General features: G+C 70.2%; 16 protein-coding genes. 5 read left to right on the top strand and 11 right to left on the bottom strand.

What is annotated here, in order from left to right; translation table 11 throughout:
- Window position 1 precedes the first annotated feature (1 nt).
- The 7 genes from OG698_RS00790 to OG698_RS00760 all read right to left on the bottom strand — a co-directional run bounded on the left by OG698_RS00790 (window position 2) and on the right by OG698_RS00760 (window position 4,781).
- Window positions 2–817: an FAD/NAD(P)-binding protein gene (locus OG698_RS00790; protein WP_406100772.1), complete on the bottom strand. Its 816-nt coding sequence runs from the start codon at window positions 815–817 to the stop codon at window positions 2–4.
- A complete protein-coding gene (locus tag OG698_RS00785; RefSeq protein ID WP_406100770.1) occupies window positions 814–1,269 on the bottom strand; it encodes a cyclic nucleotide-binding domain-containing protein in 456 nt (151 codons plus the stop codon). The genes OG698_RS00790 and OG698_RS00785 overlap by 4 nt, the downstream gene beginning before the upstream one ends.
- On the bottom strand, window positions 1,266–2,459 hold the full coding sequence (locus OG698_RS00780) for a 4Fe-4S dicluster domain-containing protein (RefSeq protein WP_406100768.1): 1,194 nt from the start codon (window positions 2,457–2,459) through the stop codon (window positions 1,266–1,268). The genes OG698_RS00785 and OG698_RS00780 overlap by 4 nt, the downstream gene beginning before the upstream one ends.
- Window positions 2,460–2,515: 56 nt before the next feature.
- Window positions 2,516–3,001, bottom strand: a complete 486-nt coding sequence (locus OG698_RS00775; RefSeq protein ID WP_406100766.1) for a Sua5/YciO/YrdC/YwlC family protein — start codon at window positions 2,999–3,001, stop codon at window positions 2,516–2,518.
- On the bottom strand, window positions 2,998–3,444 hold the full coding sequence (locus OG698_RS00770) for an acylphosphatase (protein ID WP_406100764.1): 447 nt from the start codon (window positions 3,442–3,444) through the stop codon (window positions 2,998–3,000). The genes OG698_RS00775 and OG698_RS00770 overlap by 4 nt, the downstream gene beginning before the upstream one ends.
- A 4-nt stretch (window positions 3,445–3,448) precedes the next feature.
- Window positions 3,449–3,970, bottom strand: coding sequence for a hydrogenase maturation protease (locus OG698_RS00765; protein ID WP_406100762.1), 522 nt, complete (start codon window positions 3,968–3,970; stop codon window positions 3,449–3,451).
- A 106-nt stretch (window positions 3,971–4,076) separates the two neighbouring features.
- Window positions 4,077–4,781 carry a CBS domain-containing protein gene (locus tag OG698_RS00760; RefSeq protein WP_406110736.1) on the bottom strand — a complete coding sequence of 235 codons (705 nt, stop codon included), beginning with the start codon at window positions 4,779–4,781 and terminating at the stop codon, window positions 4,077–4,079.
- Between the two features lie 542 nt (window positions 4,782–5,323).
- Between OG698_RS00760 and OG698_RS00755 the strand changes: the two genes are divergently transcribed.
- Both OG698_RS00755 and OG698_RS00750 read left to right on the top strand, forming a co-directional pair.
- Complete coding sequence (locus tag OG698_RS00755) at window positions 5,324–5,491, top strand: DUF1918 domain-containing protein (RefSeq protein WP_406100760.1); 168 nt, start codon at window positions 5,324–5,326, stop codon at window positions 5,489–5,491.
- Window positions 5,492–5,589: 98 nt separating this feature from the next.
- Entirely contained in the window at window positions 5,590–5,886 is a 297-nt protein-coding gene (locus tag OG698_RS00750) for a hypothetical protein (protein WP_406100758.1), read from the top strand.
- Window positions 5,887–6,006: 120 nt separating this feature from the next.
- On the opposite strand, the gene OG698_RS00745 is transcribed toward OG698_RS00750, so the two are convergent.
- On the bottom strand, window positions 6,007–6,459 hold the full coding sequence (locus OG698_RS00745) for a hypothetical protein (protein WP_406100756.1): 453 nt from the start codon (window positions 6,457–6,459) through the stop codon (window positions 6,007–6,009).
- A 356-nt stretch (window positions 6,460–6,815) separates the two neighbouring features.
- The gene (locus OG698_RS00740; protein ID WP_406100755.1) at window positions 6,816–7,007 is read right to left on the bottom strand and encodes a hypothetical protein; all 192 of its coding nucleotides are present in this window, start codon (window positions 7,005–7,007) and stop codon (window positions 6,816–6,818) included.
- Between the two features lie 1,931 nt (window positions 7,008–8,938).
- Between OG698_RS00740 and OG698_RS00735 the strand changes: the two genes are divergently transcribed.
- The 3 genes from OG698_RS00735 (at window position 8,939) to OG698_RS00725 (ending at window position 12,721) form a co-directional block, all read left to right on the top strand.
- Window positions 8,939–11,728 carry an AAA family ATPase gene (locus tag OG698_RS00735; protein WP_406100754.1) on the top strand — a complete coding sequence of 930 codons (2,790 nt, stop codon included), beginning with the start codon at window positions 8,939–8,941 and terminating at the stop codon, window positions 11,726–11,728.
- Between the two features lie 112 nt (window positions 11,729–11,840).
- Complete coding sequence (locus tag OG698_RS00730; protein ID WP_372567413.1) at window positions 11,841–12,143, top strand: 4-oxalocrotonate tautomerase family protein; 303 nt, start codon at window positions 11,841–11,843, stop codon at window positions 12,141–12,143.
- 62 nt (window positions 12,144–12,205) lie between these two features.
- Window positions 12,206–12,721: a cupin domain-containing protein gene (locus tag OG698_RS00725; RefSeq protein WP_406100752.1), complete on the top strand. Its 516-nt coding sequence runs from the start codon at window positions 12,206–12,208 to the stop codon at window positions 12,719–12,721.
- 65 nt (window positions 12,722–12,786) lie between these two features.
- On the opposite strand, the gene OG698_RS00720 is transcribed toward OG698_RS00725, so the two are convergent.
- Together OG698_RS00720 and OG698_RS00715 are read right to left on the bottom strand one after the other, a co-directional pair.
- Complete coding sequence (locus tag OG698_RS00720; protein ID WP_406100750.1) at window positions 12,787–13,773, bottom strand: zinc-dependent alcohol dehydrogenase family protein; 987 nt, start codon at window positions 13,771–13,773, stop codon at window positions 12,787–12,789.
- Between the two features lie 41 nt (window positions 13,774–13,814).
- Window positions 13,815–14,468 (bottom strand): alpha/beta fold hydrolase, encoded by a 654-nt coding sequence (locus OG698_RS00715; RefSeq protein WP_406100749.1) that lies wholly within the window; start codon window positions 14,466–14,468, stop codon window positions 13,815–13,817.
- Between the last annotated feature and the right edge of the window lie 71 nt (window positions 14,469–14,539).

Raw genomic sequence — 14,539 nt, 5'->3', positions numbered from 1 at the left:
CTCACAGCTCCCTTGTGGCGAGCAGCGGTTCGGCGCGGTCCCAGCCCAGGACCGGGCCGTCGCGGCACACCAGCAACGGCCCGAGCTGGCAGTGGCCGCAATGACCCGTCGCGCAGCGCATGTTGCGCTCCAGCGACACCAGGATCCGCTCGGCAGGAACGCCTCGGTGGACCAGGTCACGGGCCGTGGCTCGGATCATCGGCTCGGGACCGCAGACGAATGCCATGCTGTTGGACGGGCGGAACCGCGCCCGGTGGAGCAAGGTCGTCACCATGCCGACTTCCCCCGGCCAATGGTCGTCGGGCCGGTCGACGGTGACGGCGACGTGGGCGGCGGTTTCGGTGGACCAGTGGCCGATCTCGGCGCGGTACAGCAGCTCGTCGGGGGAGCGCGAGCCGATGAGCACGTTGACCTGGCCGTAGCGGTCCGGTTCCGTGATTGCGTCGACCACCACCGGACGCAGGGGCGCCAGTCCGATGCCACCGGCCACGATCAGCAAATCACGTCCCCCACCGGCGGGCAGCTCCCAGTCGGTGCCGAACGGGCCGCGCACCCCCACGGCGCTGCCGGGCTGCAGCCCGTAGAGGGCGCCTGAGACGGCGCCCACGGCCCGGATGGTGTGGACCAGGCCCTCGTCGGCAGGCCTGATCTCGCTCACGGAGACAGGGATCTCGCCGACTCCAAACGCGTACAGCATCGCGAACTGGCCCGGCCGGAACGACGGCAGCGCCGTTCCGACCGGCCGCAGTGCGACGGTCGCGGTGTCCGCCGTCTCGCTCTCCCGGCGCACCACCTGATAAGGCACCGGAGTCGTCATGGCATCGGCCTGCTTGCGGAGGGACCGTAGAGGTCGAGCAGGCGCATACGGGTCGCCTTGAGGCGGTGTGCGATGACCCCGGCCACGGCTTGTGCCAGCGCGTACCCGAGAGCGAGGTCCTCTCCGCACAAGACGCGCACCGTCGCCGCGTCGAACTCGTCAGCGTGCACCGGGCTGCGGGCCTCGGCTCCGAGATGCCACTCGTAGGGCGGGAACAGCCACGACCAGCCGAGCAGGTCGCCGGGACCGAGTGTCTCGACCGTGGGCGGACGCCGGCCCGGAACATGGAGGCTGAGCGCGACCGAACCACTGCGGATGATCCAGAAGCGGTCGGCGCGGCCGCCTTCTTCGAAGAGCAGGGCGCCGGCGGGGAAGGACACATCGCGTCCCAGCCGCAGTAGCCGCTCCCGGCTCCCGGTGGGCAGGGCATCCAGCACAGGCGTGGCGGTCACGGCTGGCGTCCGCTCTCAGGGCCCTCGGGCACGGACCAGGTCTCCGCGTGGAGCGCGGCCGCCTCCTCGGTGATGTCGATGCCGACTGGGCACCACACGATGCAGCGGCCGCAGCCGACGCAGCCGGACGAGTCGAACTGGTCGTGCCAGGTGCCGAGTTTGTGGGTCAGCCACTGCCGGTAGCGGCTGCGCCCTGATTCACGGACCGGGCCGCCGTGCAGATGCGAGAAGTCGAGGTCGAAACAGGAGTCCCAGGTGCTCCACCGTTCGGCGTGGTTGCCGGTGAGGTCGGTGACGTCCTCGGTGGTGGTGCAGAAGCAGGTGGGGCAGGCCATGGTGCAGTTGCCACAGGCCAGGCAGCGGGCCGCGACATCGTCCCAGCGTTCGGCGTCCAGAGAGCCGGCCATCAGGCGCTGGAGGCTGACCGGCGGCATCGAGCGTCCCATCCGCTCGGCGGCGGCCGTCACGCTCTCCCGCGCCGCCGTGGCCGTGGCTTCGGCCGTCACCGCGTCGCCGCTAGCCTGACGCGGCAGCAGGGCAAGCACCTCGGCGCCCTCGACACTGCCCGCGCGCGCCCAGAAGCGGTGCCCCGCGTCGTCCAGGACCTCGGTCAGCGCGAGGTCGTAGCCCGCGTCGGCGCCCGCGTCGACACCTGGTCCGGTGCCCATGGACACGCAGAAACAGGTCGCGCCCGGCTCCGTGCACTCCACCACCACCAGGAAGGCGCCGTTTCGGCGGTCGCGGTAGGCCGGATCGGCGTACTTCCCGCCCGTCAGAACCCGGTCCTGGATCGCGATCGCCCGCAGGTCGCACGGCCGCACCCCGAGGAACGCGTACGACGGAGCGAGATCGTCGTCCGCCCGCATCGTCAGCTCGCCGCCGGGCCCGCGCTCCGCGCTCCACTGCCGCACCCGCTGCGGGTGCAGATACGTCTTCCAGGACTGAGGGCCCGCACTGTGCGCGAACGCCATCCCGTCCTCCCGGGGGCGCAGCCGGTAATACCCCGCTTCCACTTCGACTCCCCAGCCGTACGGGAGTTGCTCGGCTGAGGCCAGCTCCGCCAGGACGATCGCGCCGTCGCGCGCCGTGGGGCCGATAACGGTGCGCCCGCGCGCGACGAGGAGCTCGACCAGTGCTTCCAGGCCGTCCTTTCCGATGACAACGGCCGCCGAGCCGCCGGAGTCCGTCATGGCTGTCCCTTTCTCGCGAGCGCCGCTTCGTCACTCGTCTTCAGAATTCGTCTTCTTCAGAACTCATCTTCAGACGGACCATGCGCGGGAGCTTTCCGGCCAGGGCCGAATGGCCCCGGGGCCGTCACGGCATTCCGTTCGTCCCGGGGCGGACGGCCGCGGACACACGATCGACCGCATGGGTGGCTCGGGCGGCGTGACCACGCGGCGAGACCAGCGGGGCGGGACCCGGCTCGCCAGCCCGCGGATGGGCCGTGAACAGGACGACGGGCCGTGCCGGCGACGTGAGCGCGGGCCGTTCGGTACGGCTGATCCGCGCCCAGGCGCTCCACAGCCGCGAGGTTCCTGACCATGACGGCGAAGGTCTGGGCGGTCCGCGCCTTGTCGCGGCGCAGCTCGCCGACCGCCGCCGCGGTCGGTGCGTCGCAGACCAGTTGGCAACCGCCAAGCCCCTTGACCGCGCCGATCTTTACCCCGCCGATCGCGGCAACCTCCTGCCGCAGGGCCTGTTCACCGATGTGACTGGTGTTGCCGGTCGTCACCGACCTGCCAGGACAGCCGGGGGCGCAGGCTGGGCAGGCGAGTGGCTCGGTGTGGGAGCGCCGGTCACTGGGCTCCTTTTCGGCGGCGCACCGCGGGCACAGGGCGAACGCTCGCATAACGGCGCGTTCCGAGCTGTACGGCAGGTCGGTGACGACCGTGGCGCGCGGGCCACAGTACCTGTGTTGATGAACGGGTAGCGGTGGCCGCGGGGCGAGTTCGGGCGCGTCCCGGCCACGCAGGCATCCAGGGTGGCGGGCGGACCGACAGCGGCCACCATGACGTAGCCGTCGATGTTGCGCACCCAGCCGTCCAGGCCGACCCCATTGGCCAGCCGATGGACGAATGACCGAAAGCACACACCCCCGCACCGTCCCGGCCACCTCGACGTGCCAGGGACGCGGTGTGAGGTCTCGGACTCGGCAGCCTGCGTCGCATGCGTCACCGCGTCACTCCAGCCGAGGCGCGGGTGCTGGTGCTTGTGCGGCGGCGCGGAACCCAGCGATCTCTTCCTCGATCCGCTGAACCAAGGGCTCCACCACTTCCGCGACTGGCTCCGTCAGACCGGTGCCGAGGGTGTGGTCCTGCCCCTCCACCGCGAACACCACCAGTCGTGTCGGCAGCCGGCCCAGCGTGCGGGAGAGCTCGACGGCCTCACCCAGGCCGAGCCCGTGGGAACTCGTCTGCCCGGACTGCCGCAGCTCCTGTCTTTCCAGCTCGATCCGGTGCACCCGCCCCGGCTGTGCGGGATGGGCGTGGGCGGCGTCCACCACAATGGCGAGATGCGCGCCCTCCCACAGACCGATCAGTCGGCCGGGGTCTCCGTCGTTCACCGTCAGCTCCAGGCCGTTCGCCGGCAGTCTGTGCCCGACTCGTTCACGGAGCTGGGACACCACGGCCCAGCCAATACCGTCATCGCGCCGGAAGTCGTTGCCGACGCCGATCACTGCGATCCGGTCACGGGAATTCATGGGCACCTGCCGTTCAGCGGCGTCACTCGCGCGTCCTCCCCAGGATGTGTGTCAGTACTGCCGCGCGCTCGGTGGGAGCACCGGTGCGGGCGAGCGTCGGGCGGTGTCAGTGACTTCCCATCACGCCGGCCGCGTTCGGCTTCTCCGTGGCCCCGGCCTCGCTGTCGTCGACGTCGAAGCCGAGCTCTTCGTGAACGGTCACCACTCCGTCGACCGCGCGGCACAGCCGTACCGCGATGGGGACGAGGCTCTTGGTCCCGACCTTGCCGCGCAGGGTGACGACTCCGTCGGCCACCGTGACGTCGACCGCGCCGGGCCCCACGCCCAGCGTGCGGTGCAGGACATCGAGGGTGATCTCCTCACTGATCGCCGTGTCCCTGCGGAGGAAGACCCGCAGCAGGTCGCTGCGGCTGACGATGCCGATGAGCTGTCCGGTCTCATCCACCACGGGCAGTCGTTTGACCTTGTGGCCGTCCATCGCCCGGGCCGCCTCCACGACGCTCCACTGCGGGCGGGCGGTGACGACCGGCGCGCTCATCAGACCGCCGGCGGTGTCAGCTTCGGCGCGGCCGCGCTCGCGCGGGTCCAGCCGCGGCGCGGGGGCGTGTCCCTCGGGGTCCGGCAGGACGGCCTCGTGCCGGAGCAGATCGGCCTCGGAGACGATGCCGATCGGACAGTTCCGGTCGTCGACGACGGGGACGGCCGTGATGTCGTTGTCGGTGAGCATCGCCGCAACCGCCCTGAACGGGGTGTCCAGGCGTGCGTGCACGACGGCATGGCTCATCAGATCCTGCACGGTGCGGTGCTCCAGCATGATCCTCACTCCTCCGCGGAACCGGTGGGGTGTTTCTCACGCTCCCTGAGTGACGCGGATCTGCACAGGGCCGATCGGTCCCTTCTGCCGGGACAGGGTGGCCTGCCGCCGAACCGATTCCTTCGTGCTCGCTTCGCTCCGGCGCGCGGTCTCTGCACAGTCCGGCTCCATGTAGGGGCGGCGAAGACCCCCGGGCCTGGCCGGTGCCGTGCGGGCGTACGACCGCCAACGCCTGGACGACCGCAGCCTCCGACGGGGCCACGGGTATCGACCGCGACTGTCTCCGCCTCGGCAGCTCCTTTGCTGCCATGACGGTGGCCACGTCGAGGCCGGCGTCGGGCGCTCCGGGAGCCCGGGTACTCAGGCAGGCTGGCCACACGTCGCCCGGAACCTGGCAGTAGGGCCACTGGATCGTCGCTGGTGCGTTTCGGTCATACGCAGGGCGGCTTCGCGCTGTCCCGCATCGGACCAGGTGGCGTCGACGACGACGGACTCGCCGGGTGATGTGATCATGCGAGCTGGCCTCGGCGATCAACTGCTTGTCGAGGCCGACCACGGGCGGTACCAGGCGCGACGGCGAGAGCGTCGGTCTCCAGCACGAGGACGGAACTCCGTCCTACGAGGTGCGCTGCTCGGGTACTGACCAGGTGACGCTCACTTTCCCCGGGCCCGAGGCGCATATCCATCACATAGATCACAAGGCCTGAATGAACTCGTCGGGATTCCCGGCCGGGCATAGATGAGGCGGGGCGGACTCGGTGTGCTTCGCCGCCATCGGGGCGAGGCCTGGGACCGGATTGTCTGCGTGGCCGGTGGGTCCGCTTCCGCCGACTACGTGGGCGGCGAACCGCCGCCGGACCGGGTCCTCGTGCTCGCTCTGCTCCAGAGCGAGATCTGCGTGGGCGAGAGCCTCTCCCAGGCGTGGGATCCGGTGACGCCGCAGTGCGCGGACCCGCTGGCCGGTGCTAAGGATCTCCGCGCCGACCATGCGGGCAGCGCCCAGCCGGAACTCTGCCGGTGTGGCGGGCGGTTCACCGCCCGCCGGACGCCGTCCGCTCGCTGCCTCACCGCCCGCCCGACCTCCGCTCGGCGGCATCCTTGACCGCTTCCAGCGTGGCGCGCAGCACGATGCCGACCCAGCCCGAGACGAAGGTCCAGTAACGCGATCGACGGCTTCCGCACTTTGCCGACAGCACCGAACGTCAGTTCGCGGCCAGGGTTCTCACCGAGCGCCATCCAGGGCTGCTCGCCCCGCGAGGTGGACTCGGGGTCGGTGCAGATGGTGCGGGCCTCGTAGGTCAGCAGCGTCCGCCGTGAGCTCGGCGATGTGCTCGTCGTCGAGCTTCGCGTGCGTCCAGACCGGCTTCCCGGCGCCCCAGGCGAGAGTCGGGTCGGCGCCGTGCCGGTCAGGCGACATTCCCATGGTGCCGCCGGGCCGCAGGCCAGGGGCGGAGGTGGGAAACCGGAGCTTGCGCCGGACCGCGCCCAGGATCTCCCTGACGAGGTCGTCGAGGTTGCAGCCGACTGGGTAGGAGCCGCCCCGGACGCGGTGGACGAAGGCAAGCGTGTCGATGGTGCGGTCCAGGAGCCGACTGGGGATCGGGGTGACCATAGCCGCGGCCCGCAGGTCGGTGGTGAGGATGCCCTGGCCCACGACCAGTTGCTTGCCGTGCAACGCGTTGATCAGCGCGCTCGCCGGGTGGGGCCCCGTGACGAGCTCGTCGCCGGTGATCCGTAAGCGTTCGGCGTCGAAATCGGCGTGGACCAGGCCAGCGCGTTCGATGAGCCAGCCCTCGGGGAGAGCCGCGCGGACGCCGCGACCATGTGCTCGGGAGCCGCGCTCGTAGTCGACGTCGAAGAAGGTAAGGGAGATTGGCCGTCGGCGTCGTTGCCCCGGTTGGCCAGCTCGTCAGCGTTGTGCTGCTTTCCTCACCAGCCGTGCCCCTCTCGCTCTTTCTGCAGAATTGTCTGTGCGGCATGGTCGCAACCGTCACTGACAAACGCGGCGGTCCAGGTAGGCCGGACCTTCTATCACGGCGCGCTCACCAAGGAATCCGCGTCGGCGACGACCGTCGGCGCAAGCGCCAGATCACGGACCTGACGCAGCAGCAGCGGGACGATGGCGGCAGCCACGATCACGGCCGCCGTGGCAGCCGGGGCCGTCCGTACGCCGAGGGCGTTGCTGACGGGGCCGGCCGCCAGGTACCCGACGGGCGGGGCCAAGGGCTACCAGCGTCAGGAGGAGGAGCGGTCCGGCATACGTGGAGGTGTCGAGGCCTGAGAGGGAGGGGGCGATGGGGTTCGAGCCCGCGCTCGCGGGCCATTGGTCGCAGCCGCCGGTGCTGTGTCCCCGCTGGCAGGTTCCGAGGTTGGACGGGGAGCAGCAGGTGGGCTTGCCGGCCGCGCTCGCGGGCCATTGGTCGCAGCCGTCGGCGCGGTGCCCACCTCAGCCTCAGCGCTGGGATAGCGGTGGTACCTGACGGCGAAGTACGAGGCCCAGATAGTGGCCAAGGATCCGGCCAGCACACCCAGTTCCACGATCGCCCCCTTTACCCACTCAAGGGCGGTTGTGACCCAAGCGAACCGACCATCTCCGCTGTGAGTGGGGGCGCCGCCACCACGACGGCGCGCGTAGTGATCGGCGGCTTCTCGTACAGGACAATGTCTGTGTTCCGGTAGTACGAGGTCGCGGTGACGACGAAGGTAACTTTGCCGGTGCTTTTGGCCGTGACCTCCCAGGCCCAGGTTGCTAGATCATCCGGCCCAGTTACGTTCTGACGCTCTGTCGAGAGTGCTGAGCACTTCACGTTGGCCCCAGAACAGTGCAGTTTCACTCCTACTTGGGAGCCGACGTGGATGTTTGAGGTCAGTACCCTTGGGCTGCTCCGCGAGAGCGCCGGCATGGAACCCGCGACATCAACTGCGAACTGGCGCGGTTCCCCCTTGACGAGATCGATGTATCTGGCGTCGGTTACGTAAAGTTTCCCCAGGGAGAGATGCCTTCGGGCTCGGTCCAACGAGTCCACGTAATCTTGCTGGTCAGGGCTGCTCGGCTCGCCAGTGCTGTCAGGCGGCTCGGGAGTGCTGCTCGGCATCGGCGGCCTCGGGGGCCACTTGGGCCCAGGCTCATCGATAACGAGAGACCCGAGGGCGGTGAGCGCGCAGATCCCGCTCGCTAGGATTAGGGCGAACCAACCTCCTAGGGGGATTCGGTTCAGCAGCGGTGCGAGACGCGCGTATCGCGGGCGCATTTCCGCACGTTCCTTCATGTGTCCCCCCGTGCTCGATCACGCCCACAATTGGAGCTCAGGGCGGGCAGTGAGGCACAAGAGTGTAGTGGGTTCGGAGCCGGTAGAACTGGCGCATTCTTCTCCCGGCACCGCCACTACACGGGGTTGTCGTCGAGCCACTGGCGCAGGTCGTAGCACAAGCGGCAAGGTTCGGAACGGCCCGCCACCGCTTTGCCTCCATCGGCGAAGGCTCCGTCTTGCCCCGGTCCCGGGCGGGGCCAGCTGGTCATCCAGCGGGGCCCGAGGGCTGGGCACGGTGGCCGCAGCGAGGTTGAGACGGGCATCCATGTCGAGGTTGACCTCTCCGTACGGGCGGACATGGGACCAGAAGAGCGGGGTCGGGCCGCACCGGTCGGCGGGGGTGAGGAGGCCGGCCCACTCCGGTTCACCGAGGACGTCAGTCGCTGGACCGTGGGTCGCCACCTGAGTGTGTTCGTCAATGCGGGCCATCGGCCTCGCCGACTGTCGACGCCCCTGACACACACAACACCACGTCGCTGCACCTGAGGGGTCGCTCCCTCCCCCTGATCCAGGGATGAAGCAGGGGGAGAAGACGACCTCTGGCTGAGAGGGTCTCGGGTAGGGGTGCCCTGGGATTAGGGGATGTTGCCCGCCAGACCCCGTTGGCCGGGGCATGCGTCAGGCTGTCCGTGACCTGCTGCTTGGGTCAAATCACCTGAATTCCCGGCCTCGCGCACAGAATGGCAATGCGGTGGGCCGTGGCATAGGGTCGCAGCGGTCGCGACGGCGAGGCGCCATGGTCGCGCCCGGTCCAGGACCTGCGCACGGTGCGCTGACGCAACCTCCTCGCGCATCCGTCAGGTGATCGACAACAGGTTTCACACGGCAAGAGGAGCCATCCCGATGACCGCGGAACGGGAAGGGCCCGAGCACCGCCGGGCGGCGTCCGACCTGACGGGACGTTCCAGCGAGGTGGACCTCATCAGGGCCGTCATCGAGGGCACCGGAAGGCTGGGCGGTTCGCTCACGCTCTTCGGCGAACCCGGGGTGGGCAAGTCCGCGCTGCTCGACGCGGCAGCCGATCTGGCCCTGGCGAACGGCATGCGGACGCTGCGGGCGGCCGGGGCCGAGTTCGAGGCCAATATCGCGTTCGCGGGGCTCAACCAACTGCTGGTGCCGCTGGCTCCGATGTTCCCTCGGCTCGACTCGTCCCACGAGAGCGCCCTGCGGGTGGCGCTGGGCTTCGGCGACGGCCCGACCCCCTCGCGCCTCCTGATCGCGACCGCGACGCTGTCGCTGCTCCTGCTCGCCGCGCGCGATCAACCGCTGGTGGTACTCGTCGACGACACTCAGTGGCTCGACGACGCGAGCGCCGACGTGCTGGCGTTCGTGGCCCGGCGGGTCGCCGACACTGCGGTGCGTGTTCTGACGGCGGTCCGCACCACCGGGCAGCCGCCGGCCGGCGAGGTCAACAGCCTTACCATCCGCTCCCTCGATGATGCGGCGGCTGAGTCCCTGCTGATCGGGCGCTACCCGGATCTGGCCGAGCCGGTACGTCGGCGCATCGTCACCGAGGCGCAGGGGAACCCGCTCGCCCTGGTCGAGCTGCCGGCCATGCTGGCCCCGGACCGGTACCCGAGCGCCGATGCCCTGCCCGCCGTGTTGCCGTTGTCCGAGCGGCTCAGCCGGACGTTCGCCTCCCGCATCTCCGCTCTTGCTCCTGAGACCCGGGACCTGCTGCTGCTGCTCGCTCTGGGCGGCTCTGGTCAGGTGCTGTCCGACGAGGGTGTGGTGGGCCCCGGTGCCGCAGCCCAGCTGGAGATCGCCGAACACGAGCGCATCGTCGTGGTCGACCGGCAGCACGCGGTGGTCTTCCGCCACCCGCTGGTGCGCTCCGCGGTGGTCGAACTGGCGGGGGCCGAGGCCCGGCGCAGGGCCCACCGGGCGCTCGCCAAGGGCCGGGCCCTGGATCCGGGGCACCGGGCCTGGCACCTGGCGGACGCCTCCTTCGGTCCCGACGAGGAGGTGGCCAGCCTGCTGCAGCGCGAGGCGATCCAGGCCCTCAAGCGCGGGGACCCGACGGCCGCGGTGGCGGCGATGACGCGCTCGGCGGACCTGAGCCCGGACCTCCAGCACCGGTCGCAGCGGCTGGCGGCGACCGCGTACTTCGCCGCCGAGGTCATGGGCGACCTGCAGTCGGTGTCGAGCCTGCTGAGCGATGCCCGGCGGGTGAACGCGGGCGTGGGCTCGGTGGCCGCTGCCTCCGCGGCGGCCTCGCTGCTGCTGTACTCCGACGGGGACGTCATCTCGGCTTACCGGGTGATCAGCGCTGCGCTGCGGGCCCCAGACGTCGAGCCTGCCGCGGAGGAGGTCAACTCGGCGATCTGGATCCTGTCGCTGACCGTCGCCCTCAACGGGCGCAAGGAGATGTGGGACTCCTACCGCGAGCTGGTGGAGCGGTACCGCGACATGCTGCCCGAGTCCGTGCTGATCCGCTCCGAGATCGCCACCAACCCCGCCACCGCCTCGCCCGAGGCACTGGCCACCCTGGACCGGCAGATCGCGGCCCTGGCCACCGAGCGCGACCCCGGGCAGATCATCCGCGTCGCCTATGTCGCCAACGACGTCGACCGCCTCGCCGACCTACGCGAACCGCTCCTGCGGGTGTGGCGCGAAGGCAGGCAGGCGGGTGCGGTCGCCTCGGTGACCAACGCGCTGATGCTGTTGTGCGGGGAGAGCTATCTGGCCGGGCGTTGGGACGACACGCTGCGCTTCGCCGAGGAGGGCCTGGAACTTGTCGAGGCGTACGGGTACCTGGAGTTCGTCTGGTATCTGAAGTACAGCAAGGCCCTGGCCGCCGCCGCACTGGGCCAGCAGGACGTGGCCGAGGAACCGCTGGAGTGGATGCTGTCCTGGTCGCTCCCGCGCCAGGCCTTCATCGTGCCGCAGCACGTGTACCGGGTGCGGACGCTCGCCGCCATCGGCAGCGGCGACTACGAGACGGCGTACGCCGAGGCGGTCAGGATCAGCCCGCGCGGCGTGGAAGGCGGCACCGCCCAGCAACTGCAACTGTTCGTGGCCTACGACCTAGTCGAGGCGGCCGTACGGACCGGCCGCACCGAACAGGCCCGGGGTTTCGTCGACGCGATGCTGCGCATGGGCATCGCGAAGATCTCCTCCCGCTGGTCGCTGCTCGTGGCGGCAGCACAGGGGCTGGTGTCCGGAGGCGAGGTGGCGAGTGCCCACTTCGAGCGAGCACTGGCAGCGGCGCCCGAGGAGCTGTGGCCCTTCGAACGGGCGCGCGTGCTGCTGGCCTACGGCGAGCACCTGCGCAGGGAGCGGGCCACCGTCGAGTCACGCGTACGCATCAACGCCGCGCTGACAATCTTTGATCGGCTGCGGGCCGCCCCGTGGGCCGAGCGCGCCAGGAACGAAATGAGCGCCACCGGCCTGTCGCGCCGGCAGGCCGACGCGAGCCAGGTCCAGCTCACCCCGCAGGAGCTGCAGATCGCCACGCTCGCGGCGTCAGGGCTGACGAACAAGGCAATCGGGGAACGGCTGCACCTGTCCGCGCGCACCGTCAGCGGGCACCTGTACAACGTGTTCCCCAAGCTCGGCGTCACCGCGCGCGCCGGCCTGCGCGACGCACTCACCGCCCTGGGCGAGCAGCACGATGATCCGGAGTTTCCGTAGCCAGGGGAACAACCAGGTCGGATGACTGGTGCGGCGTGTAGACCCCCGGGGTGACGATTCAGTTGTTCCCGCCGCTCGGCGGGACAACGCATCCCGATCCAAGGAGCACCTCATGCCGTTCGTCAACGTCAAGCTGGTCGAAGGAGTGTTCACCACTCAGGAGAAGCACGACATGGCCGCCGCCCTGACCGAGGTGATGGTCAAGTTCGAGGGATCCGAGGCCTTCCGCGAGATCGTCTGGGTCCTCATCGAGGAGCTCCACACCGACGGCTGGCACATCGGCGGCAAGCCCTTCGCCGGCCCCGCCACCCTCCTCGACACCCTCGGCCGCTCCGCCGCCACCTACCAGACCATCGACGGCCACCCCGTCACCCGCCCCGACCTCGCCAAAGCCGCCCCCTACGTGGAGAAGTAACACCACCCGGCAGGACCTTGAGCGACGAACCATATTTCTTGATCCACACACAGGAGCCATTGATGAGTTTCGTCGTACCCGAATCCCCTGCCGGCCTGCAGCGCCGGGGCGGTGGCCTGCACGTTCCCGCCGCCGAGGGAATCACCACCTGGTTCAACGGAGACATCTACACGACCAAGCTCACCGCCGAGCAGTCCAACGGGGCGTTCGGCTTCGTGGAGGCCAGCGTGCCTCCGGGGGGCGGGCCGGCTCCGCATGTCCACGTGCACACCGACGAGACGTTCTACCTCGTGTCCGGGGAGCTGGAGTTCCTCGACGGCGACAGGGTGTTCACCGCGCGCACCGGCGACCTGGTGTTCTGTCCGCGAGGGAACACCCACCGGTTCACCAACACCGGGCTGCACCCGGCGAAGCTGGTGTTCATGTACACCCCGGGGGGAGCCGAGGGCCTGTTCGTCGAAGGCGGCGACGAGCCCCGGCCGGGGGTGCAGGGGCAGCCGTGGGGTCCCGAGCGCATCGACGAGCGGATGCTGGGCCTGCTGGCCAAGTACGACACGGGCCTGCCCGCCGCGCCGTAGCGGGCGCTGAACAGCAAGGAGCCCGGCAGCGCGATGGTCGCGCTACCGGGCTCCTTCGCGATGGGTCAGGCCTCGATGTCGACGACAATCTTGGCGTGGGCCGAGCCGTCCTCGACGGCCGCATGGGCCTGGGCAACCGTGTCCAGGCTGTAGCGGCGGGGATCGAGCAGCGGCTTGAGCAGGCCTGCGTCGGCCAGGGCGGCGGCTTCGCGCAGGATCTCGCCGTGGTGCTCGCGGCCGTTACCGGTGAGCATGGGCAGCAGGGTGAAGACCCCGGAGTAGGTGGCGCCGCGGAAGGAGAGCGGGGCCAGGCTGTGGCTGCCCCAGCCCAGGGCACTCAGGACGTGACCGGTGTAAGGGCGCACCGCGGCGAAGGAGTTGTCCAGGACGGTGCCCCCGACGGTATCGAAGACGATGTCGAAGCCTTCGCCGCCGGTGTGGGCAGCGACGTACTCCTCCACCTCGGTGGTGGCGTAGTCGATCGCGGTGGCGCCGAGCCGACGGATGGTCTCGGCGTCGGCGGCCGAGGCGGTGGCGAAGACCTCGGCGCCGCGGGCGCGGGCGATCTGTACCGCGACGTGGCCGATGCCGCCTGCGCCGCCGTGCACCAGGACCTTGTGCCCGGCGCCGACCTTGGCCCGGTCCACCAGCCCCTCCCATGCGGTGACGACCGACAGCGGCAGCGCCGCAGCCTGGCGCATGGTCAAAGAGGCAGGCTTGCGGGCGAGCAGGCGGGCGTCGGCGGCGGCGTACTGGGCCAGTGATCCCTGCAGGTCGCCGACGCCGCCGCTCAGCCCATACACCTCGTCGCCGACGGCGAAGCCGGTTACCTGCGGCCCAACCTCCTCGACAGTGCCGGCCAGGTCCAGGCCCAGCACCGCGGGCAGGACAGCACGGGCGTGTGCGGCCAGACCGGCACGGATCTTGGTGTCCAGGGGGTTCACGCCGCTGGCGGCGATCTTGACCAGGATCTGGCCGACGCCGGGCACCGGTGTGTCGATGTCGGCCAGTTCCAGCGGGGTGGCGAATTGTCTGAGTACGGCTGCGCGCATGGTCACTGTCTTTCGGTGGGTCCGGGTGGTGGCCGCCGTCGCTAGGGGCGGTGGAGCTGGGGTTGGGCCGGTCGAGCCAGGTCGAGGACCATGGCCGTGAAGGCGGCGGGGTTCTCTTGGGGGAGGTTGTGCCTGGCGTGCGGCACCCGGCGGTGGGTGCGCGGGCCGGTGAAGTGCGCCGCCGACGCGGAGCCGTCGGTGGCGGAGAAGTTGCCGTCCGCCTCACTGTCGAGCGTGATGCTCGGCACTGGGATGTCGGGTTGGCGAGCGAGCTGCTGCTCGATTGCCTCGTAGGAGGGGTCACCAGGTGCCAGGCCGAGCCGGTGCCGGTAGGAATGGATGACCACCTCCACATAGTCCTCATTGCGGAATGCCTCGGCGGTGCGGTCCAGGAGCGTGTCGTCGAAGTCCCAGTCGGGTGAGTTGCGTCGCCAGATCACCTCGGCGATGTCTCGGCGGTTGGCGGTCAGGCCGCGCCTGCCGCGTTCGGTGGCGAAGTAGTGGAAGTACCAGAACCCGGCTACAAGATCGGGTCGGATGGGCTGGGCGGCGGTGCTGATGTCCTGTATGAGGTAGCTGTTGACCGACACCAGGCCGGCGCACCGGTCGGGCCATAGCGCCGCGACGATGTTGGCGGCGCGCCCGCCCCAGTCGTAGCCGGCGAGCACGGCGCGCGGCAGGCCCAGGGCGTCCATGAGCGCGACGACGTCGGTCCCCAGCGCCGCCTGCTGCCCTGACCGTGGGGTGGCGGGGTCCCGGAAGCGAG

Source organism: Streptomyces sp. NBC_01003, from assembly GCF_045162695.1.
GTDB lineage: Bacteria > Actinomycetota > Actinomycetes > Streptomycetales > Streptomycetaceae > Streptomyces.
Note: the sequence above shows the minus strand (reverse complement) of the source record. Positions and strands in the feature narration are given on the sequence as shown.